Source organism: Oceanimonas pelagia, from assembly GCF_030849025.1.
Classification (GTDB): Bacteria; Pseudomonadota; Gammaproteobacteria; order Enterobacterales; family Aeromonadaceae; genus Oceanimonas; species Oceanimonas pelagia.
The window spans coordinates 3,350,698-3,370,984 of the sequence record NZ_CP118224.1 but is presented as its reverse complement, the minus strand read 5'-3'; the positions used below and the strand labels follow the sequence as shown (position 1 = coordinate 3,370,984).

The following is a 20,287-nucleotide window of genomic DNA, read 5'->3' as shown; positions in this document are numbered from 1 at the left end:
CAGCGGGCCGCCGGACTCCACGGCGCCGACCCGGACAGCCTGTGGATAACTCTGTGCAAGAGTGATCGCGACCGGATCCTGAAAGAATCAATTAAGCATTAATTTTCAATTGCTTAAACAAAAATCCAAGATCTTGATAAGGGATCCGCTAATGTGGAAAATCGACAGGAAGGGAATATTGCACAAAGATTAACCGCGAGTAATCCTAGCACAAGCTGCCACCTTCAACCCGACGCAAGTCACAAAATTCATCACCGGAAAGGAGAGCAAAATGAAAAAAGTTGCCGTTATTCTGAGCGGCTGCGGCGTGTACGACGGCGCGGAAATTCACGAAGCCGTGCTCTGCCTGCTGCACCTGGCCCGCAACGGGGCCCGCTACCAGTGTTTTGCCCCCGACCAGCCCCAGCATCATGTGATCGACCACCGCACCGGCGAGGAAAGCGGAGAACAGCGCAATATGCTGACCGAGGCCGCGCGCATCGCCCGGGGCGACATTCAGCCGCTGTCGGAACTCAGGGTCGAAGATTTCGACGCCCTGCTGCTGCCCGGCGGCTTTGGCGCCGCCAAGAACCTGTGCAGTTTTGCCTTTGAAGGCGCGGCATGCGAGGTGGACAACGAGGTGCTGAGCGCCTGCAGCGCCTTTGCCCGGGCCCGTAAACCCGCCGGATACTGCTGCATTGCCCCCGTGTTGATCCCGCGCGTTTATCCCGCCGGGGTCAAGGGTACCATAGGCACGGACGCCGCCACCGCCGGGGCCTTTGCCGCCATGGGCGGCGAACATATCGGCTGTGCCGTCACCGACGTGGTGGAAGACGCGCACTACCGGGTGATCTCCACCCCCGCCTACATGCTGGCACAAAGCATTACCGAGGCCGACACCGGCATTGGCAAGCTGGTGAAACGATTGCTGGAGATGTAAAAGTTCAGTCACAGCCATGGTTTCACGAGCGTCGCGAGCGAAAGCCAGGCGAGGCGAAAAGCGGCGAAGAAGCGGAGTGTACTTGCAGTACATGAGCATTTTGAGCCGCTTTTCAACGACGCATGGCTGAGCGCAGCAGCTCGTTTGCAAGCACAAAAAAAGGGCCGGCATATAGCCGGCCTTAAACTCTGGAAGCAATGTGAGCAATGTCGTGCCTTCGCAAGCTGCCGCGCCCTGTGTTCGACGGGGAGGCCGTGTTCGGAAAGCAAGGTAACGATAATCGTTATCATTTAATGTTGCAACCTTTTTTTCTGCCCCGCCCAACGGACATAAAAAATGCCGGGCTAACCCGGCATTCCTGCACTCATCAACACCGCTCAGTGGCTGGTCTGCAGGGCCGCCTGCGCATCGCCCAGCACCTTGCGACTCAGGTATTTCAGCAGCAGACCATAGGCGGGTACAAACAGCGCCAGGCTGAACACCAGCTTGAAGCCGTAGTCCACCCAGGCGATCTCCACCCAGTGCTCGGCCATAAAGGGATCCGGCGAACGCCAGAACGCCAGGCTGAAAAACGCCAGGGTATCCACCAGGTTGCCGAAAATGGTGGAACAGGTGGGAGCCACCCACCAGGCCCTGATCTGGCGCAGCCGGTTAAACACCGACACATCCATGATCTGCCCGAGCACATAGGCCATAAAGCTGGCCAACGCGATGCGGGCCACAAACAGGTTGAATTCCGACAGCGCCCCCAGCCCCTGGAAGCTTGCCTCAAAAAACAGCACCGACAACACATAGGAGCTGGCCAGGGCCGGCAGCATCACCGCAAAAATAATGCGCCGGGCCAGCCCGGCGCCAAAAATACGCACCGTCAGATCCGTGGCCAGGTAAATAAAGGGAAAACTGAGCGCCCCCCAGGTGGTATGAAAGCCAAACAGGGTAAAAGGCAGTTGCACCAGGTAGTTACTGGCGGCAATCACCGCGATATGAAACAACGACAGCCGGATCAGGGCCGTGCGGTATTGAGCAGAAGAGATCATGTATCACCTTTTTGATAAATGGGGTCAGGGAACCCATAAGGGTTAACACCGCATACCTAACAAGACAAAACGGCGGCATTTTAGTCGTTTTTTAAACATTTGTCTTTACTTGAAGTAAGTTTTTGGCTCAATGGCGGTTCCACTGCCCGGTCAGCCAGACCGCCACTTCCTCGTCCTGCCCGCTCAGGGCTTCCAGCCAGGCGCAGTCGGCGTAATGCTGAAAACACAAAAACAGCCGGCTGCCTTCAAAGTCCACCAGCCACTGGTGGTAGTCGGCGCCGGCTTCCCGCTCCAGCACCGTCAGCCCCAATGCCTGAGCCAGGGCATTGGCCCAGCCGGGAAAGGTTTCAATGGTCAAGGGACATTCACTTTTTAAGGGCGTCATGGTCATGAACTACAGGAAATACAAAGGGATGCCGCCCATTCCGGGGCCGGCTCGGCATAGGCGTTGAATTCGGGCTGGTCGTCAAAGGGCGCCGCCAGCAGTTGCAGCAGGGTATCGGCCTCGGCCATGTCACCCTGCTCGGCACGTTCAATGGCCCGCTGGGCCAGGTGGTTGCGCAACACGTATTTGGGATTGACCGCATCCATGGCGGCCCGGCGCTCGGCCCGAGTGCCGTTTTCCTGCGCCAGCCTTGACCGGTAACGGGAAAACCAGTCATTCCAGGCTTCGGGAGCGGGCAACAGGGCGGCCAGGCTGGGCGGCAACTCGCCCTCGGCCTCAAGCAGCGCCAGGCGACGAAACCAGCAGCTGTAATCCACCTTGTGCTCGGCCATCAGGGTAAACATGTCCCGGAACAGGGCCGGATCCTCGTCCTGCCACTGCTCAAGTCCCAGTTTTTGACGCATGCGCGCGGAATAGGCAGTCAGCAACCGATGCTCGTATTGCCCCAGAGACGCTTGCAGCGCCTCCAGCTCAATGTGACCCGACAGTGCCTGGGCCAGCCGTTGCAGGTTCCACAGCCCCACCGCCGGCTGCTGATCGTAGGCGTAGCGGCCGGCAGGATCGGAATGATTGCAGATATGGCCGGGATCGTAGCCGTCGAGAAAACCGTAGGGGCCGTAGTCCAGGGTCAGACCCAGCATCGACATGTTGTCGGTGTTCATCACCCCGTGGCAGAAACCCACCGCCTGCCAGTGGGCGATCAGCTCGGCGGTGCGCATCACCACCCGGTCAAACAGCGCGGTGTAGCCCTGCGGGCTTTTGTCCAGATCCGGCCACTGGGTGTCGATCAGGTAGTCGAGCAGTTCGGGAATACGCTCGGGCTGACCGCTGTAATAAAAGTACTCGAAATGGCCAAAACGCAGGTGGCTGGGGGCGGCCCGCAACAGGGCGGCACCGGGCTCGACCTGCTCCCGGTACACCGGCTCGCTGCTGCCCACCAGGCACAGTGCCCGGGTGGTGGGAATGCCAAGGTGATACAGGGCTTCCGAGGCCAGGTATTCCCGGAGCGAGGAGCGCAGTACGGCGCGGCCGTCGCCAAAGCGGGAATAAGGGGTCTTGCCGGCCCCCTTGAGGTGCAGGTCCCAGCGCTCACCGGCGGGCGTGACCACCTCCCCCAGCAACAGGGCCCGGCCGTCGCCCAGTCGCGGGCTGAAGCCGCCGAACTGATGGCCGGCATACACCTGGGCAAAGGGCTCCATGTCCGGCAGCAGCCGCTGGCCACTGGTGATCTCCAGCCACTGGCGATCATCCAGCGCCATTCCAAGAGACTCGGCCAGGCCATAATTGATCAGCAGCAGCCGGGGCGCCTCCAGCGGCGTGGGCTGCACCCGGCTGCCCGCCCACTCAAGGCCCGCATAACGATTATCCAGGATCATGGTTTCACCTTTTAGCCCAAGTGCGGGTTTTCTTTTTGACCACAGCTTACCTTATACTGCCAAAAGCTCTAAGGACGGTTCCCGTGCCGGGCACAAAATACCACGTGGGAGCCAGCCACACCGAGCTCGGAAGCAATTCGTGATTCGATAACAACGGAGTTCAATGATGAAGAAATTGATGACAGCTGCTGCCCTCGTGGCCATGATCAGCGCTCCTGCCTTTGCCGCCGGCGACGCCGAAGCGGGCAAGGCAAAGTCCGCTGCCTGCGCCGCCTGCCACGGCGCCGATGGCATTTCCACCATGGACATCTACCCCAACCTGGCCGGTCAGAAAGCCGCCTACATTGTCAGCCAGCTGAAGGCCTTCAAGGCCGGTGAACGCAACAACCCCATCATGGCTCCCATGGCCATGCCCCTGTCCGATCAGGACATGGAAGACCTGGCTGCCTATTACGCCAGCCTGTAAGGCCAAAGGGTCCGCCCCGGCGGGCCTTTATCCTCTCTTGTCGCGCTCTCAGCCTTCCCGGCGCAACAGCGCCAGAAATGCCTCGCCAAAACGCTCCAGTTTACGCATCCCCACACCGTTGATGCCCAGCAGCTCCGCCTCGGTTTTGGGCCGGTAACGCGCCAGCTCGGTGAGGGTGGCGTCGTTGAACACCACATAGGGCGGCACGTCGGCCTCTTCGGCCAGTTGCTTGCGCAATTGCCGCAGCGCCTTGAACAGGGCCCGGTCTTCGGCCCGGGTCAGGCCGCTTTCCGCCTTGTCCTTCTGCTTCACCCGCGCCAGCCTGGGCTCCGCCAGCTCCAGCCGCACCTCGCCGCGCAGCACCGGACGGGCGGCCTCGGTGAGCTGCAGCACCATGTTGCGGGTAATGTTCTGGGTCAGCAGGCCGGAGTGGATCAGCTGGCGCAGCACACTTACCCAGTGCTCCTGGCTCTTGTCTCTGCCAATGCCCCAGGTGGACAACTTGTCGTGGCCGTGCTCGCGCACCCGCTGGGTGTCGGCGCCGCGCAGCACCTCTACCACATAAAGCAAGCCAAAGCGCTGGCCGGTGCGGTACACACAGGACAACGCCTTTTGCGCATCTTCGGTGCCGTCGTAGCGCTTGGGCGGATCCAGGCAAATATCGCAGTTGCCACAGGGCTCGCGCTGATATTCGCCAAAGTAGTTGAGCAGCACCTGGCGGCGGCAGGTCAGTGACTCGGCAAAGGCCGCCATCACGTTGAGCTTGTACAGCTCCACCTGCAACTGCTGCTCGTTATCGCTGTTTTCCAGCAGCCGCCGTACCCGGCCCACATCACCCGGATCGTAGAGCAACAGCGCTTCAGAGGGCAGGCCGTCGCGCCCGCCCCGGCCGGTTTCCTGGTAATAGGACTCGATGTTCTTGGGAATGTCGTAGTGCACCACGTAGCGCACATTGGGTTTGTCGATGCCCATGCCGAACGCTACCGTGGCCACCACGATGTCGAGATCGTCACGAATAAAGCGCTCCTGCACCGACTGGCGCAGCTCCAGCGGCAGGCCGGCGTGATAACTGGCGGCCTTGTGGCCCCGGGCCAGCAATCGCTCGGCCACCTCTTCCACCCGCTTGCGGCTGGAGCAATACACAATGCCGCACTGGCCATTTTGCTCGGCCACATAACGCACCAGCTGATCCAGCCCCTTGAACTTTTCCACCAGGGTGTAACGAATGTTGGGCCGGTCGAAACTGGCAATGTGGATCAGCGGCTCGGTGAGGTTGAGCCGGCCGAGCATGTCGTGACGGGTGGCTTCATCGGCGGTGGCGGTCAGCGCCATCACCGGAACATGAGGAAACCACTGCTTGAGCCGCCCCAGCTCGGCGTATTCCGGGCGAAAGTCGTGGCCCCATTGTGAGATGCAGTGAGCTTCATCGATGGCGAACATGGAAAGCTCCAGCTCACCCAGTCGCTCCATAAATTCGTGCTGCAACAGCCGCTCCGGCGACACATAAAGCAGCTTGATTTCGCCCCGGCGCAGGGCGGTGAAGTGGCTCAGCATGGTTTCCCGGCTGAGCGAGCTGTTGATGTAGGCCGCCGCCACCCCGTTGGCCACCAGGGTGTCGACCTGATCCTTCATCAGCGAAATCAGCGGCGACACCACCACGGTGAGGCCGGGGCGCAGCAGCGCCGGGATCTGATAGCACAGCGACTTGCCACCACCGGTGGGCATGATCACCAGGGCATCGCGCCCGGCCGCCGCCGCTTCCACGATTTCCAGCTGACCCTTGCGAAAATCCTGATAGCCGAACACCTGCTGCAGCACGCCCTGGGGGGTGCCGGGAATGGGAACGGAGGCGGTGTCTTCGGTTTCGGGATTCATCTCGGTCAGCCGGGTAAAAATGAACGGGCATTGTAAGACAGGGGGCGGCAACAATAAACCGCAGGCCGGCGGCGAAAAGTTTCACATGTTACTGGATGACCTCGGGCCACCGGCATTACACTGCAGTTTTCCCTGCCGATGATAATAAACATGGAACAGGATCAATCCGCCCGCGGCGCCCTGCTCGCCCTGTGCGCCTATTTGCTGTGGGGCCTGGCCCCGGTCTATTTCAAGCAGTTGCTCGCGGTGCCGGCACCGGAAATTCTGGCGCACCGGGTGGTGTGGTCCTGCCTGTTGCTGCTGGGGCTGATTACCGCTCTGGGCTACTGGACCCGGGTGCGGGCGCTGCTGCGCCGGCCAAAGTTGTTACTGTTGCTGCTGGTGTCGTCTTTGGTGATCGGCACCAACTGGCTGGTGTTTATCTGGGCAGTGAACAACAACCATATTCTCGATGCCAGCCTGGGCTATTACATCAATCCGCTGCTCAATATCGTGCTGGGTATGGTGTTCCTGAAGGAACGCTACCGGCCGCTGCAGTGGCTGGCGGTGGGGCTGGCCGCGCTCGGCGTGCTGATACAGATTCTGGTGTTTGGCAGCCTGCCCTGGGTGGCGCTGGTGCTGGCACTGTCGTTTGGCACCTATGGCCTGATCCGCAAGCAGGTGCCGGTGGACCCCTTTACCGGGCTGCTGCTGGAAACCTCTGTACTGCTGATACCCGCCCTGCTGTGGCTGTGGGGACTGGATTCCGCCACCGGCGATCTGAGCGCCAACCCCGCCAGCCTCAACCTGCTGCTGCTGGCCGCCGGCCTGGTCACCACGGTGCCACTGTTGCTGTTCGCCGGCGCCGCCAGCCGGCTCAGGCTCTCGACCCTGGGCTTTTTTCAGTACCTGGCGCCGAGCCTGGCGCTGCTGCTGGGGGTACTGGTCTACGGGGAAGCCTTTACCACCGACAAGGCCATGACCTTTGCCCTGATCTGGACCGCGCTGGTCATCTACAGCCTGGACGGCATGCGCCAGCGGCGGCGGGTAAAGCTGGTGAGGGAGGAAGTGTAAAAACGGTCTGAACTGTCACCACGCGAAGCAACAACAGGGTTACCTCCACCGACACGCTTCGAGTACATCCATGTAACGCTCGGCAAATGCCTTCCCTGGCATTTGACGGTCGGTTCCGGTAATCCCTGCTGCTACTTAGTGAAGCATCAGAGCGGCCTGTTGAATACTCTCAGGCGACCCTGTGGTGTATAAGGAGGGCAACAAAGGGTGTCTGCTTCGCCGCGCCCTCTGCGCCATGGAGGGGTTCACGGCGTACCGGATAAGCAGTGCCCTTTGCCCGACGTGATTGCACGACCGTACAAACGGTGGCTGCTTGTTAAATCGCTTCCAGCCGGGCGTAGGCGGTCACCAGCCATTTGGCGCCGCCGTCGTCAAAGTTGACCTGCACCCGGCTCTGGGCACCGGCGCCCTCGTAGTTGAGCACCACGCCTTCGCCAAACTTGGGATGCAGCACCCGCTGGCCCAGGCGAAACCCGGTCTGGTTAAAGGTGTCCTGCACCCGGTCCTGGCTGAAGCGACCGTTGGGTATGGCCCGGGTCACCTTGGCCTTGAGCCTGATTTCCTCGAGGCACTCGGCGGGCAGCTCCTTGATAAAGCGGCTGGGGCGGTGAAACATTTCCCGGCCGTAGAGGCGGCGGCTCTCGGCATGGGTAATGTAGAGCTTCTGCATGGCCCGGGTCATGCCCACATAGGCCAGCCGGCGCTCTTCCTCCAGCCGCCGGCTTTCCTCCGCCGACAACTGGCTGGGAAACATGCCCTCTTCCACCCCCACCATAAACACCAGCGGGAATTCCAGGCCCTTGGCGGAGTGCAGGGTCATCAGCTGCACGGCATCGTCAAACTGATCCGCCTGACCCTCGCCCGCCTCCAGCGCAGCATGGGACAAAAATGCCGACAGCGGCGACATGTCCTCTTCTTCCGACGGAGTGAACTGCCGGGTGGCGGTGACCAGTTCTTCCAGGTTTTCCACCCGGGACTGGGCCTTTTCGCCCTTTTCCGCCTGATACATGGCCTTGAGGCCCGACAGCTCGATCACGCGGTCAGTCTGCACATGCAGCGGCAGCTCGCGGGTGTCGTCTTCCAGCTGGTTAATCAGGTTGATAAAGCGGCTCACCGCGGCGGCGGCCCGGCCGGTCAGCACCTTTTCTTCCACCAGCACCCAGGCCGCCCGCCACAGGGTGAGCTGGCGATCCCGGGCCGCCTCACGGATTAACCCAAGCGTGCGTTCGCCAATGCCCCGGGTGGGGGTGTTGACGATGCGCTCAAACGAAGCCTCATCGCCCCGGTTATTGATGAGCCGCAGGTAACCGAGGGCATCCTTGATCTCCTGGCGTTCAAAGAAGCGCAGGCCGCCGTAGATGCGGTAGGGAATGCGCTCCTGGATCAGTGCTTCTTCCAGTACCCGGGACTGGGCGTTGTTGCGGTAGAGAATGGCGCTGTCGCTCAAGGCCCCGTCCTGATTGCGCCATTGCTTGATGCGCTCCACCACAAAGCGGGCCTCGTCCACTTCGTTAAAGGCGCTGTATACGGCGATGGGCTCGCCTTCGGTGCCTTCGGTCCACAACTCCTTGCCCATGCGCTCGGCGTTGTTGGCAATCAGCCGGTTGGCAGCCTTGAGAATGGTGCCGGTGGAGCGGTAGTTCTGCTCCAGCCGCACCGTCTCGGCGCCGGGAAAGTCCTGCAGAAAACGGGAGATGTTTTCCACCCGGGCGCCGCGCCAGCCGTAAATGGACTGATCGTCGTCACCCACTATCATCACCCGGGCGCTGTCGCCGGCGAGCAGGCGCAGCCAGGCGTACTGAATGCTGTTGGTGTCCTGAAACTCGTCCACCAGAATGTGCTGAAAGCGCTGCTGGTAGTGCTGCAGAATGTGCGGCTTGTACAGCCACAGCTCGTGGGCCCGCAGCAGCAGCTCGGCAAAGTCCACCAGCCCGGCACGGTCGCAGGTATCCTGATAGACCTGATAGATCTGACGCCAGGTCTTTTGCAGCGGATCGTTGAGCACCTGAATGTCGCCGGGGCGCAGGCCCTCGTCCTTGCGACCGTTGATGTAGCCGGCCACCTGACGGGGCGGCCACTGCTTTTCATCCAGGTTCATGCTCTTGAGAATACGCCTGAGCAGACGCAGCTGATCGTCGGAGTCGAGGATCTGAAAGTCCTGGGGCAGGTTGGCGTCGAGATGGTGGGCCCGCAGCAGCCGGTGCGCCAGACCGTGAAAAGTGCCCAGCCAGAGGCCAAACAGGCGGCCACCGAGCAGTTGCTCCACCCGGCTGCGCATTTCGGCAGCGGCCTTGTTGGTAAAGGTCACCGCCAGTATGGCCGAGGCCGGCACCTGCTCCACCTGCATCAGCCAGGCAATGCGATGCACCAGCACCCGGGTCTTGCCACTGCCGGCACCGGCCAGCACCAGCATGTTCTGGGAAGGGGCGGCCACCGCCTCTCTTTGCTTGTCGTTCATGCCGTCAAGCAGGCTGGATACATCCATCACAACTCCTGGGAATATTTACAGTACGCTGGCGATTATAACAGCTCGAGCAGCTGCTCCAACCGCGTCAGGGCTACCTGGGGCAGGCATTGCAGATCCGCTTCGGTGCGGCCGTTGTCGTTCAGCCACACCGCCTGGCAGCCACTGTGCACGGCGCCGGCCACGTCGGTGCGAATATGATCGCCGATGTGCAGGATCTCGGAAAGGCTCACTTCCGCCCGCTCCGCCAGCCGGTGAAACAGATCCGGCGCCGGCTTCATCCGGCCGTCGGGGCCGGCCTTCAGTACAATCTCGAAATAGGGCGCCAGCTCGGTGTGCTCCAGCGGCATATTGCCGTTGGTGATCACCGCCAGCCGGTACTTCTGCTTAAGGGCCGAGAGCACACGATGGGTGGCCTCGGGCACGGTAATTTTGCCGCGCTCCTCGATAAAGCCCTGATAAAAATGCTCGGCCAGCTCCTCGGTGCGCTGCGGGTCCACCCCCTGCTGGCGCAGACCTTCGGCCAGCACGCGCCGGCGGCAGGCGCTGACATCGTGGGCCAGCATAGGCTGTTCGGCGATCAGCCGGCGCTTGATCGCCGCCAGGTTGTCCGCTCCCAGCAGGGTGGACTCGGGGTAGTCATTGCGCAGCGCTTGCAGCAGCCAGTTTTCCGCCGCCGCCATCACCGGCACGTTGTCGTAGAGGGTATCGTCCAGATCGAAGCTGAGCACCTTTACGGGTGCCATTCGTTTGTAAAAGCGCATGCTGTGTTCCGGTTGCGAGAAAAGTGGAGGGATTCTAACCAAAAAAACCGGTCCGGGTCTTGGGGTTCGGGCCGGTTAGTCTTCTTCGTCACGCCGCTTGGCCCTGGGATGAGCCTGGTCGTAGGCGTTGGCCAGGTGCTGAAAGTCGAGGTGGGTATAGATCTGGGTGGTGGCCAGATCGGCGTGGCCCAGCAGCTCCTGCACCGCACGCAGGTCACCGCTGGACTCCAGCATATGGGTGGCAAAGGAGTGGCGCAGCTTGTGGGGGTGCACATGGCCGGCAAGGGCCTGCTGCCGACCCCGCTTGGCCAGGCGCAGCTGCACGCTGCGGGGCGTGATGCGCCGGCGCTGTTTGCTCACGAACAACGCCGGCTCGTCGGGGCCGGCCAGCTCGGGCCGCACGCTCAGCCACTTTTGCAGCCAGTCCAGCGCCATGCGCCCCACCGGCAGAATGCGCTCCTTGTTGCCCTTGCCGATCACCCTGACCTGGCGTTCGGCAAACTGCACGTCGTTCAGGTTGAGCGCCACCAGCTCCGCCAGTCGCAGGCCGGAGGAATACATCAGCTCCATGATGGCCCGGTCCCGCACCGCCAGTGGATCCGATTCGTCCAGGTTCATCAGCTGCTGCAGCTCATCCACATCCAGGTTCTTGGGCAGCGGCCGGCCCTGCTTGGGCGCACTCACGCCCCTGGCGGGGTTGGCAGCCAGCCGGCCGGTGAGCACCAGCCAGTCGCAAAAGCTGCGCAGGGCGCTGAGTTTGGCGGCGATGGAACGGGGCGCCAGCCCCTGCTTGTGCATGCGGGTAGCCAGGCCCCGGGCATGGGCCACGGACAGATCGGCCCAGTTTACCAGACGAAGATCGGCCAGCTGTTCACTAAGGGCGCTCAGATGGCGGCGGTAGTTGTCCAGGGTGTGCGGGCTGAGCTGGCGCTCCACCCGTACATAGTCAAGAAAGTCGTTAATGGCCGGGGTCAGTGCCGGCTCAGGCGTGCTCATGTTCCACCATGCGCGGCAGCAGCAGGGCGAGGAAGCCGGCGAGCTGGCGAATGATCAGGGTGTCCATGCCCGAGCGGTAGTGGCTGCTGTCGGCGCTGCCAAAGGCCAGCAGACCCATTTCCCCCTGCAAGCCAATGCGGATCAGGGCGCAGGAGTTCACCAGGGTGTCGCCGAACAGCCGCTGTTTTTCTTCCCGGCCGAGGCGTCCCAGATAGACGTCCTGGCCCGCCATGCGCTCGCGGTAGAGCTTTTCCAGCTGCTCGCCGGGCTGGGCCTGAGGCAGGCTGCACCAGCGCGCGTCCGGCACCAGCCGCACCGCCGTGACCCTGAGCCGCTCCCGCAGGGCATGGGCAATGCGCTGCTCCAGCTCCGCCGGACTGCGGCAGTCAAACAGCCGGGGGTACAAGTCCAGGTAAACCCGGAAAATGCGCTCGTTCTCCCCGGCCACCGTCATCAGCTGGGTGATTTCTTCTTCCAGCTGATGAATGCGCTGGCGCTGGCGCTCCATGCGCGCCTCCACCAGCGACACGCTGCCGCGCTGCTCGTGGGGCAGGTGCAGCTGCTCAAGCAATTGCGGATGGCGGACAAAAAAGTCCGGCCGGCCGGCCAGGTAATCGGCAATATGGTTTTCGTCGAGCCCGGCCTCGGCCAGGACACATTTCTCGGTCATAGACTGATCTGTCCGTCAAACACATGCTTGGCCGGCCCGGTCATGAACACCGGCTTGCCCGGTCCCTGCCAGGCAATGGTGAGGGTACCGCCGGGCAGTGCAACCTTTACTCTGTCCGCCAGCTTGCCCCAGCTCATGCCCATCACCGCCGCCGCACAGGCACCGGTGCCGCAGGCCAGGGTTTCGCCGGCGCCGCGCTCGTGCACCCTGAGCTTCACTTCCCGGGCGTTCACAATCTGCATAAAGCCCACATTCACCCGGGCCGGAAAACGCTCGTGGGTTTCCAGCTCGGGTCCAAGCGTGCCCACCAGTGGCGTATTGATGTCGTCCACCTCCACCACGCAGTGCGGGTTACCCATGGACACGGCACCACACAGCACGGTTTGATCCTGGGCACGCACCAGATAGGTTTTTTCCGCCTTCTGGGCCTTGAACGGAATCTGCGCCGGCTCGAACTCGGGCACCCCCATGTTGACGGTGACCTGATCGTCCTTTTCCAGCTGCAGCACAATATTCCCTTTTTGAGTGCTGACGGCGATGCGATCCTTGTTGGTCAGGCCCTTGAGCCGTACAAAACGGGCAAAACAGCGGGCACCGTTGCCGCACTGCTCCACCTCGGAGCCGTCGGCATTGAAGATGCGGTAGTGAAAGTCGAGCTCGGGATCGTAGGGCGGCTCCACCAGCAGCAGCTGATCAAAACCCACGCCGAAGTGACGATCCGCCAGCTGGCGGATCACCTCGGGGTTGAAAAACACCTTCTGGGTGACGCCGTCCACCACCATGAAGTCGTTGCCCAGCCCCTGCATCTTGGAGAAATGAAGCGTGCTCATGGCTCAGGCCCCGGGCAGCAGGTGCTCGCCCCGCCACAGATCCGCCAGCTGTTCCCGCTCGCGCACCACAAAGGCCTGATCGCCGTCCACCATCACCTCGGCGGCGCGGGGGCGGCTGTTGTAGTTGGAGGCCATCACAAAGCCGTAGGCTCCGGCGGAACGCACCGCCAGCAGGTCGCCCTCGGTAATGGCCAGCTCACGATCCTTGCCGATAAAGTCGCCGGTCTCGCAGATGGGGCCGACGATGTCATACACGGCGCTGTCGCGCTCGAGGTTCTTGTCCACCGGAATGATCGCCTGCCAGGCGCTGTACAGGGCCGGACGAATGAGATCGTTCATGGCGGCATCGACAATGGCGAAGTTCTTGGCCTCACCGGGCTTGAGATGCTCCACCCGGGTCAGCAGCACACCGGCGTTGGCGGCAATGGCCCGGCCCGGCTCAAACACCAGGGTCAGGTTGCGGCCCTGCAGGCGCTTTTTCAGCTCCTCGGCGTAGTGGCTCGGCTCTGGCGGGGTTTCGTTGTCGTAGCGCACGCCCAGGCCGCCACCCACGTCCAGGTGACGAATGTGAATGCCGTCGTCGGCCAGACCGTCGATCAGCGCCAGCAGTTTGTCCACCGCTTCCAGGAAGGGGGACAGCTCGGTGAGCTGGGAGCCGATATGACAGTCCACCCCGTGGATTTCCAGGTTGCCCATGGCGGCGGCCTGACGGTAGATGCTGCTCGCCTGCTCAATGGGAATGCCGAACTTGTTTTCCTTCAGGCCGGTGGAAATATAGGGGTGGGTGCCGGCATCGATGTCCGGGTTCACCCGAATGGACACCGGCGCCTTCACGCCCATGCTTTCCGCCACCCGGTTGATGCGCGCCAGCTCCGCCACCGATTCCACGTTAAAGCAGAAGATGTGCTGCTCCAGGGCAAAGCGAATCTCGTCGTCGCGCTTGCCCACTCCGGAGAACACCACCTTTTTCGGATCGCCGCCGGCGGCGATCACCCGGCGCAGCTCACCAACGGAGACGATGTCAAAGCCCGAGCCCAGCCGTGCCAGCACATTGAGCACCGCCAGGTTGGAGTTGGCCTTGACCGCATAGCACACCAGGTGATCCACCTCGCCGGCGGCCCGGTCAAAGGCGTGCCAGTGGCGCTCCAGGGTGGCACGGGAGTAGACATAAAGCGGGGTGCCGTGTTGCTCGGCCAGGCGGGAAAGATCGCAGGCTTCACCGTACAGCCGGCCATCATCCTGATAATTGAAATAATCCAAGGTTGTTTCCTTTACGACTGCTCAACCTGAGTGGGTTGCTGTTCGGTTTCGGGCAGGGTCAGCGGACCTTTGAGGCCGCAGGCCGACAGGCCCAGAACCAGCGCAACCAGTGCGGTCAGCTTGAATTTGTTCATCGTATGACTGTGAATATGGTTCAGGGCTCTTATAATCGCATTCACATTCTCAAAAGCAATAGGAAGCGGGCAATGAACGACAGCGAATTCCACGCTCTGGCGGACGCCATTTACGAGCATATCGAGGCACGGATCGACGACAGCGGTGAAGACATTGAATGCGAAACCGTGGGCGGCGTGATGACCCTGACCTTTGAGAACGGGGTCAAGTTTGTGATTAACCGCCAGGAGCCGCTGCACCAGATCTGGCTGGCCACCCGGGAAAACGGCCATCACTTCGCCCTGCAGGGGGAGCAGTGGATCGACAACCGCCAGGGGCACGAGCTGCTGAGCTGGCTCAGCCTGCAGGCCAAACGCCAGGGCGGCGTCGAGCTGGTGCTGTAAACGTCGGGGCCTGTTGACCCGGGCTCTCAGACCGGGCCGGCCCGCAGCGGATCCCGGTCGTCCTTGCTGGTGCGGTAGGTCAGTACCTGCACCTCGCCGTTTACCCGCACAATCTCGTAATACTGGGGCAGGTTGAAGTGGCTGAAGTGACTGCGTCCTTCTCCCTGCTCCTGGTTGGCGGTATAGAAACGGTTAATGCTCTGCACCAGCTCGTCCTTGCTGCCGGCGATCTGGTGATACACCTCGGTACGGTTGGCCTCGTCGAGAATATAGAGGTTGTAACCCTCGCCGCTGTTTTCAAAGAAAAACTGCATCAGCCCCTCGCTGGCGTAGGTGTCCACCACCTCGGGCACCGGCGGCCGCTGATGCTGATCCAGCCGCAGCGAGTAGCTGGGCCGGGCCGCGTCCGGTCGGGCCCCGGCAGAACGCGCATCGGATGAGCGGACCGCCTTGCGGGCCGCCTCGGGCAGCACCAGGGCGCGGGCACCGTCCCGATCCGGCTCCATCCGCTTTACACTCACGCCCCGCCGTTCAAAGAAAATACCAAACCGCTCCGGCCCCAGCATCAGCCGCTTGATCCTGTGCCCCTGGGGCGGCTCCAGCCGCAGCTCAATGCATTCCCTGACCAGCTGCTCGAAGCGGGTGCGCAGCAGGCTGCGAAAATGCCGGCTGTAGCAGAACACATTCAGCGTCTCGGGCGGGCTGGCCCCCTGGTGCATCTTGCCCAGCATGGCGGTGAGGGCGTCGACTACGGCGGTTTCCCCCTCGAAATGCAGGGTGCGGATCTCGTCCCAGGAATTGCGGTAGATGATGTCCACCGAGCCCGCCAGGTTTTCCCGCTGGCGGCCAAAGCTGAAGGGATCGCTGGTATCACGACCAAATTCTATCGGCTTGTCCCGCCAGCGGGCGGTGGGATCCTGTTCCAGATTAAGGAAGATGGCGAGGTGGCGCACCTCGCAGGGCCGGCTCAGGGCCAGATTGGTGGGTGCCGGCAGCCGCACCGGAAACACCCGGGCCAGATCCCGGCTGAAGTCCTGCAACTGAGTCAGGCCCAGCTCGGTGCTCTGGTTGAACAAATGCCATTGCGTGCGGCCGGTCAGCAGGCCGTTGAAGTGGGCCCAGGCCACCAGCTTGCCGGCGTAGCCGCTGTGCTCCAGCGGCCGGCGACCGATGATGTCGGCGGGCGACAGGCCGTATTTGTAAAGATACCAGCCGGCCTGATTGACCCGGCCTTCCGGCACCTGCACCAGGCTGAGGTTGGGCTCACTAAGATCCGGCGCAATGCGCAGGTTGATGAGCTGCACCTTGCCCGGCAGGTTTTCAAAGGCGGCGTAGAGTTTACGCGACAGAATGCCAATGTCTTCCGGGTTGATGGACTCGCTGATGTTGTTGCGCCGGGCAAACTGGATCAGGCTGCGGTAGCTCTGCATCAGGGCTTCCAGCAGCTCGCCGTAGGCATTGCGGACCTCCTCTACCTTCCAGTTGTCCCGGTCGTCAAGCCTGGCCAGCTTTTCCGCCGACCAGCCCCACTGGCCGATCAGCCGTTCCATGATGCGCCGGCGCCAGGCCAGGGCCGGATCCTGTTCCTGGCCCGGCTCCAGCGCCTCCGACACCTTGAGGTAAAAGCAGCGGCGCACCAGGTCGAGGCGCTTCTCGTCTCCGATGGACTTGAGATAATCGGTCACCTTTTCCAGCATCAGCACATAGTGATCCTGGGTTTCATCCAGGATCTCGGCGGTCTGGAATACGCTCTTTAACTGGCGGCACAGCAGCTGGGTATCGGGGTATTCGTGGGAGTAGGCCTCCATCAGCACGGTTTTCAGCACCGCCTTGTAGGGCGAGTCGATGCTTTTATAAAGCTGCCACAGCGCCGAGCCGAAGTATTCTTCCGCCGGTATGCGGGCAAACCCGCCCAGATCGAGCCATTCATCGTGATTGAGGGTGCCGTTGGCAAACTGCTCGGCCACAAAGCGATCGTAGTCGGGGCCCAGCTTGCCGGGAGCAAACATCCACACCAGCCGCTTGCCGGCAATACGCAGGTGGCTGCGGTAAAACTCGTCCAGCAACAACAGGTGCTGGGCGCTGCCACAGCTCTCTCCTTCCACCCACTGCTGGTTGTCGGTGCGAAACTTGTTGTCGGGGATCAGAAAGAAGTTGAGTTCAACACGGCGCTGCTCGGCCCACTTGGAAATCAGCAGACATTTTTGCTGCAACCGCTCCACCCGGGCCGGCGCCAGCCGATGAGAATGGCACACCCAGATATCCAGGTCGGAGCGACGGCCCTGGCCGATGGACGAGGTGCTGCCCATGGAGTACAGCCCCAGGATCTCGCACCCTTGCTGCTGCAAGCCCTGGTGGCCATTGGCCGCCCGGCACAACTCGTTGATGAACTCTTGCTGGCAGTCATTGGGCGTGAACTGACAGATGCCCGCCGGCACGTCACCGGGCACATAGCCCGGCAGCAGGGGGTGATGGTAGTGCAGCAACACCGGCAACAACTGAAACACCTGCTGGCCGTAACGGTTCATCACCGCCAGGGCGCGCGCCTGCTTCTGCTGGTTGAATTGCTCACACCGCTCGACGAGCCGATGAAAATTAGCGTGCAATGAGTTCAGGCCTTCGTTGGACCGACACAAACCCGCAACGGGTCAAAAGTGTGATCATGGTAACAATTAGTCAGTAAATGAACAATATCCCGTAATCACCCGGTCACCCGGCGGCGCCGGGGTGGCGTTCTTTGCCTGAAACAGCCGTGCAACAGTGATAACATCGGGTCCAGAACCCGACACACAACGAGAATTTTATGGCCAATCGCATCATTCGTATCGCCACCCGCAAAAGCCTGCTGGCCCTGTGGCAGGCCCATTACGTCAAGGAACGCCTGGAAACCCTGCACAACGACGTGACCGTGGAGCTGGTGCCCATGACCACCCAGGGCGATGTACTGCTCGACACCCCCCTGTCCAAGATCGGCGGCAAGGGTCTGTTTATCAAGGAGCTGGAGCAGGCCATGCTCGACGGCCGCGCCGACATCGCCGTGCACTCCATGAAGGACGTGCCGGTGGAGTTCCCCGACGGGCTGGGACTGACGGTGATCTGCGAGCGTGAAGATCCGCGCGATGCCTTTGTGTCCAATCACTATAAAGCCCTGGACGAACTGCCCGCCGGCGCCGTGGTGGGCACCGCCAGCCTGCGCCGGGAATGCCAGATTCGGGCCCGCTACCCCGGGCTGACCGTGAAAACCCTGCGCGGCAACGTGCAAACCCGGCTGCGCAAGCTGGATGACGGCGAATACGACGCCATCATCCTGGCCGCCGCCGGCCTCAAGCGCCTGGAACTGCATGAACGCATCACCGCCCTGCTGAGCCCGGAGGACAGCCTGCCCGCCAACGGCCAGGGCGCCGTGGGCATTGAATGCCGCCTCGACGACGCCGAGCTGCTGGAGCTGCTGGCGCCGCTCAACGATCGCGACACCCGGCTGCGGGTGGAAGCGGAGCGGGCCATGAACCACGGCCTGCAGGGGGGTTGTCAGGTTCCCATCGGTTCCTATGCCCTGCTGGAAGGCGACCAGCTCTGGCTGCGTGGCCTGGTGGGCCGCCCCGACGGCACCGAAGTGATTTACGACGAAATTCGTGGCCCGGCGGATCAGGGCAAGGCCCTGGGAGCCACCCTGGCCCAACGCCTGCTCGCCGCCGGCGCCGACAAGATTCTGGCCGAGGTGTACTCCTCGTGATCCCGCTGGTGCTGCGTCCGGAACCGCAAAGTCATCGCCTGTGCGAAACGCTGCGCCGGGCCGGCCACCAGCCGGTGGCTACCCCCCTGCTCAGTTTTGCGCCCGGCGCCGAGCTGGAGCAGGCACCGGCGCTGCTGAATGGACTCGGCGGCGGGGATTATGTGATTGCGGTCAGCGTACAGGCGGTGAATTTCGCCGATAATGCGCTCAAAACACGAGGACTGCCCTGGCCTGACGTCACCTATGTGGCGGTGGGCGAAGCCACCGGCCGTGCCTTTGCCGCCGTAGGCGTTGCCAACGCTCTGGTGCCGGACGACCCCCGCTCCGAGGGCATGATTGCCCTGCCCCAGTTGCAGCAACCCGCCGGGCGGCGGGTGGTGATCCTGCGCGGCGACGGCGGCCGCGACATGATGGCCCCCACCCTGGCCCAACGGGGAGCGCGGGTGGATTATTGTGAAGTCTACCGGCGCTGCTATCGTGACGATGCCGGCGGCGAGCTGGTGAAAGAGTGGCAACACCGGGGGGTGGACAGTATTATCATCACCAGCGGCGGCCTGCTGCAGCACCTGTTTCAGCTCGCGGCCAACAGCGCAAGGGACTGGCTGCTAAGCCGCTTAGTGATTGTGCCCAGCATGCGCGTGGCCGAACAGGCCAGGGCGCTGGGTTTCACTCATATCATCAATGCCAAAGGTGCATCCGACCCGGCGTTGCTCAGCGCCCTGGATGAGAGGAAAAGGAATGACAGACAATAAACAAGATCCACAGGACGACAAGCTGGTGACCAGCGCCGCCGATACTCAGGCGGAAACTCCAACCACAGAGGCGCCGGCCACCAATGCCCCGGCCGAGGACAAGGCCCGGCCGGAGCAGGCCGCCACACCGGTAAAGGAAAAACAGCCCTCTTCCGGCAAGGGGCTGGCCACGGTCGCCATTGTGCTGGCGGTGGTACTGACCGGCGGTCTGTACTGGCACGGTCATCAGCAGGGCGTGGCCCAGGCCGGTCAGCTCGCCAACCTGGAAAACCGGCTGGCCCAGCAGCAGGCCACCATTGATGCCCTCAAGAGCGAACAGAGCGCCACCCTTGGCAAGCTGGAAAGTACCCAGAACAGCGTGACCGAACAGGTGGAAGGCCTGTCCCGCAAGGTGCTGGATCTCGACAGCAAACGCCCCAACGACTGGATGCTGGCGGAAGCCGAATACCTGGTGCGCATGGCCGGCCGCAAGCTGTGGCTGGAACATGACGCCGTGTCTGCCGCCATGATGCTGGCCAACGCCGACGAACGCCTGGCCGCCCTCAACGATCCCACTCTGGTACCCGTTCGCCAGGCCCTGGCCGACGACATTGCCAGCATCAAGTCGGTGAAAAAGGTCGATCGCGAGGGCCTGGTGATCAAGCTCAACAGCATCAATGACCAGGTCGGCAAGCTCAAGCTGGCCGGCGTGATCATGGCCCGGGCCGAAGAGCCCGACTTCACCCTGTCCGAGTCCGTCAGTGACTGGAAGGAAAACCTGAAAAAGAGCTGGGCCAGTTTTACCGACGACTTCGTGACCGTGCGCCGCCGCGACGGCAACGTGGAAGCCCTGCTCTCTCCCCAGCAACACTGGTATCTGAGCGAAAACCTCAAAGGCAAGCTGCTGCAGGCCCAGCTGGCAGTATACCGGGAACAGCAGGAAGTCTTTGACAGCGCCCTGGCCCAGTCCAAGCAGTGGCTGCAGGACTACTTTGCCGACGACAGCGTGCGCCAGTTTATGCTGGAGCAAATCGGACAGCTTGAAGGTCAGCAGATCCGCGTGGACTACCCGGAGCAGTTCGCCGCCCAGGAGCGACTGCAACAGCTGCTGGATGACCGGCTGCAGCGCCTGCTCACCGGCCTGTAAGGG

19 protein-coding genes are annotated in these 20,287 nt (G+C 62.4%); 7 read left to right on the top strand and 12 right to left on the bottom strand.

Translation table 11 applies throughout. The features are described from left to right. The first annotated feature begins 271 nt into the window (after positions 1 to 271). Positions 272 to 919, top strand: a complete 648-nt coding sequence (elbB, locus tag PU634_RS16130) for an isoprenoid biosynthesis glyoxalase ElbB (RefSeq protein WP_306761859.1) — start codon at positions 272 to 274, stop codon at positions 917 to 919. A gap of 377 nt (positions 920 to 1,296) precedes the next feature. Here elbB and PU634_RS16125 read toward each other — a convergent pair whose 3' ends face one another. The 3 genes from PU634_RS16125 to PU634_RS16115 all read right to left on the bottom strand — a co-directional run bounded on the left by PU634_RS16125 (position 1,297) and on the right by PU634_RS16115 (position 3,777). Next, positions 1,297 to 1,956: a 7-cyano-7-deazaguanine/7-aminomethyl-7-deazaguanine transporter gene (locus PU634_RS16125; protein ID WP_306761858.1), complete on the bottom strand. Its 660-nt coding sequence runs from the start codon at positions 1,954 to 1,956 to the stop codon at positions 1,297 to 1,299. Positions 1,957 to 2,083: 127 nt separating this feature from the next. After that, a complete protein-coding gene (locus tag PU634_RS16120; protein WP_306761857.1) occupies positions 2,084 to 2,314 on the bottom strand; it encodes a DUF3630 family protein in 231 nt (76 codons plus the stop codon). Between the two features lie 29 nt (positions 2,315 to 2,343). Next, positions 2,344 to 3,777, bottom strand: a complete 1,434-nt coding sequence (locus PU634_RS16115) for a protein adenylyltransferase SelO (RefSeq protein ID WP_306761855.1) — start codon at positions 3,775 to 3,777, stop codon at positions 2,344 to 2,346. Positions 3,778 to 3,943: 166 nt separating this feature from the next. On the opposite strand from PU634_RS16115, the gene PU634_RS16110 reads away from it, so the two are divergent. Continuing rightward, positions 3,944 to 4,243 (top strand): c-type cytochrome, encoded by a 300-nt coding sequence (locus PU634_RS16110; RefSeq protein WP_306763709.1) that lies wholly within the window; start codon positions 3,944 to 3,946, stop codon positions 4,241 to 4,243. 48 nt (positions 4,244 to 4,291) lie between these two features. On the opposite strand, the gene recQ is transcribed toward PU634_RS16110, so the two are convergent. Further along, the gene (gene recQ, locus PU634_RS16105; protein WP_306761854.1) at positions 4,292 to 6,118 is read right to left on the bottom strand and encodes a DNA helicase RecQ; all 1,827 of its coding nucleotides are present in this window, start codon (positions 6,116 to 6,118) and stop codon (positions 4,292 to 4,294) included. Between the two features lie 150 nt (positions 6,119 to 6,268). On the opposite strand from recQ, the gene rarD reads away from it, so the two are divergent. Then, positions 6,269 to 7,171 (top strand): EamA family transporter RarD, encoded by a 903-nt coding sequence (gene rarD, locus PU634_RS16100; RefSeq protein ID WP_306761852.1) that lies wholly within the window; start codon positions 6,269 to 6,271, stop codon positions 7,169 to 7,171. A gap of 316 nt (positions 7,172 to 7,487) precedes the next feature. Here the strand turns inward: rarD and uvrD are convergent, their stop codons facing one another. From uvrD to lptM, 7 genes are all read right to left on the bottom strand, one after another. Further along, positions 7,488 to 9,656 (bottom strand): DNA helicase II, encoded by a 2,169-nt coding sequence (gene uvrD / locus PU634_RS16095; protein WP_306761850.1) that lies wholly within the window; start codon positions 9,654 to 9,656, stop codon positions 7,488 to 7,490. Between the two features lie 35 nt (positions 9,657 to 9,691). After that, complete coding sequence (locus PU634_RS16090; RefSeq protein WP_306761849.1) at positions 9,692 to 10,399, bottom strand: HAD-IA family hydrolase; 708 nt, start codon at positions 10,397 to 10,399, stop codon at positions 9,692 to 9,694. Positions 10,400 to 10,474: 75 nt separating this feature from the next. Further along, the gene (gene xerC, locus PU634_RS16085; RefSeq protein WP_306761847.1) at positions 10,475 to 11,395 is read right to left on the bottom strand and encodes a tyrosine recombinase XerC; all 921 of its coding nucleotides are present in this window, start codon (positions 11,393 to 11,395) and stop codon (positions 10,475 to 10,477) included. After that, the gene (locus tag PU634_RS16080; protein ID WP_306761846.1) at positions 11,382 to 12,065 is read right to left on the bottom strand and encodes a DUF484 family protein; all 684 of its coding nucleotides are present in this window, start codon (positions 12,063 to 12,065) and stop codon (positions 11,382 to 11,384) included. Before PU634_RS16080 ends, xerC begins: the two co-directional genes overlap by 14 nt. Further along, positions 12,062 to 12,895, bottom strand: a complete 834-nt coding sequence (gene dapF / locus PU634_RS16075) for a diaminopimelate epimerase (protein ID WP_306761844.1) — start codon at positions 12,893 to 12,895, stop codon at positions 12,062 to 12,064. Before dapF ends, PU634_RS16080 begins: the two co-directional genes overlap by 4 nt. A gap of 3 nt (positions 12,896 to 12,898) precedes the next feature. After that, a complete protein-coding gene (gene lysA, locus PU634_RS16070) occupies positions 12,899 to 14,155 on the bottom strand; it encodes a diaminopimelate decarboxylase (RefSeq protein ID WP_306761842.1) in 1,257 nt (418 codons plus the stop codon). Positions 14,156 to 14,166: 11 nt separating this feature from the next. Then, positions 14,167 to 14,289 carry an LPS translocon maturation chaperone LptM gene (gene lptM, locus PU634_RS16065; protein WP_019934645.1) on the bottom strand — a complete coding sequence of 41 codons (123 nt, stop codon included), beginning with the start codon at positions 14,287 to 14,289 and terminating at the stop codon, positions 14,167 to 14,169. A 72-nt stretch (positions 14,290 to 14,361) separates the two neighbouring features. Between lptM and cyaY the strand changes: the two genes are divergently transcribed. Continuing rightward, the gene (gene cyaY / locus PU634_RS16060; protein ID WP_306761840.1) at positions 14,362 to 14,673 is read left to right on the top strand and encodes an iron donor protein CyaY; all 312 of its coding nucleotides are present in this window, start codon (positions 14,362 to 14,364) and stop codon (positions 14,671 to 14,673) included. Between the two features lie 26 nt (positions 14,674 to 14,699). Here cyaY and PU634_RS16055 read toward each other — a convergent pair whose 3' ends face one another. Then, positions 14,700 to 17,279, bottom strand: coding sequence for a class I adenylate cyclase (locus PU634_RS16055; protein WP_306761838.1), 2,580 nt, complete (start codon positions 17,277 to 17,279; stop codon positions 14,700 to 14,702). Positions 17,280 to 17,476: 197 nt separating this feature from the next. On the opposite strand from PU634_RS16055, the gene hemC reads away from it, so the two are divergent. Genes hemC through PU634_RS16040 form a run of 3 tightly spaced genes read left to right on the top strand, consistent with a single transcriptional unit; the run spans position 17,477 to position 20,284 of the window. After that, complete coding sequence (gene hemC, locus PU634_RS16050; protein ID WP_306761837.1) at positions 17,477 to 18,406, top strand: hydroxymethylbilane synthase; 930 nt, start codon at positions 17,477 to 17,479, stop codon at positions 18,404 to 18,406. Beyond that, positions 18,403 to 19,158 carry a uroporphyrinogen-III synthase gene (locus PU634_RS16045; RefSeq protein WP_306761835.1) on the top strand — a complete coding sequence of 252 codons (756 nt, stop codon included), beginning with the start codon at positions 18,403 to 18,405 and terminating at the stop codon, positions 19,156 to 19,158. The genes hemC and PU634_RS16045 overlap by 4 nt, the downstream gene beginning before the upstream one ends. Beyond that, on the top strand, positions 19,145 to 20,284 hold the full coding sequence (locus PU634_RS16040; RefSeq protein ID WP_306761833.1) for a uroporphyrinogen-III C-methyltransferase: 1,140 nt from the start codon (positions 19,145 to 19,147) through the stop codon (positions 20,282 to 20,284). The genes PU634_RS16045 and PU634_RS16040 overlap by 14 nt, the downstream gene beginning before the upstream one ends. The last annotated feature ends 3 nt before the right edge of the window (positions 20,285 to 20,287 follow it).

Coding starts and splice junctions, on each gene's coding strand:
- dapF (WP_306761844.1), bottom strand. CDS start 12,895: ATGAGCACGCTTCATTTCTCCAAGATGCAGGGGCTGGGCAACGACTTC.
- cyaY (WP_306761840.1), top strand. CDS start 14,362: ATGAACGACAGCGAATTCCACGCTCTGGCGGACGCCATTTACGAGCAT.
- PU634_RS16080 (WP_306761846.1), bottom strand. CDS start 12,065: ATGACCGAGAAATGTGTCCTGGCCGAGGCCGGGCTCGACGAAAACCAT.
- elbB (WP_306761859.1), top strand. CDS start 272: ATGAAAAAAGTTGCCGTTATTCTGAGCGGCTGCGGCGTGTACGACGGC.
- hemC (WP_306761837.1), top strand. CDS start 17,477: ATGGCCAATCGCATCATTCGTATCGCCACCCGCAAAAGCCTGCTGGCC.
- uvrD (WP_306761850.1), bottom strand. CDS start 9,656: ATGGATGTATCCAGCCTGCTTGACGGCATGAACGACAAGCAAAGAGAG.
- xerC (WP_306761847.1), bottom strand. CDS start 11,395: ATGAGCACGCCTGAGCCGGCACTGACCCCGGCCATTAACGACTTTCTT.
- PU634_RS16040 (WP_306761833.1), top strand. CDS start 19,145: ATGACAGACAATAAACAAGATCCACAGGACGACAAGCTGGTGACCAGC.
- rarD (WP_306761852.1), top strand. CDS start 6,269: ATGGAACAGGATCAATCCGCCCGCGGCGCCCTGCTCGCCCTGTGCGCC.
- recQ (WP_306761854.1), bottom strand. CDS start 6,118: ATGAATCCCGAAACCGAAGACACCGCCTCCGTTCCCATTCCCGGCACC.
- PU634_RS16125 (WP_306761858.1), bottom strand. CDS start 1,956: ATGATCTCTTCTGCTCAATACCGCACGGCCCTGATCCGGCTGTCGTTG.
- PU634_RS16115 (WP_306761855.1), bottom strand. CDS start 3,777: ATGATCCTGGATAATCGTTATGCGGGCCTTGAGTGGGCGGGCAGCCGG.
- PU634_RS16090 (WP_306761849.1), bottom strand. CDS start 10,399: ATGCGCTTTTACAAACGAATGGCACCCGTAAAGGTGCTCAGCTTCGAT.
- PU634_RS16110 (WP_306763709.1), top strand. CDS start 3,944: ATGAAGAAATTGATGACAGCTGCTGCCCTCGTGGCCATGATCAGCGCT.
- lptM (WP_019934645.1), bottom strand. CDS start 14,289: ATGAACAAATTCAAGCTGACCGCACTGGTTGCGCTGGTTCTGGGCCTG.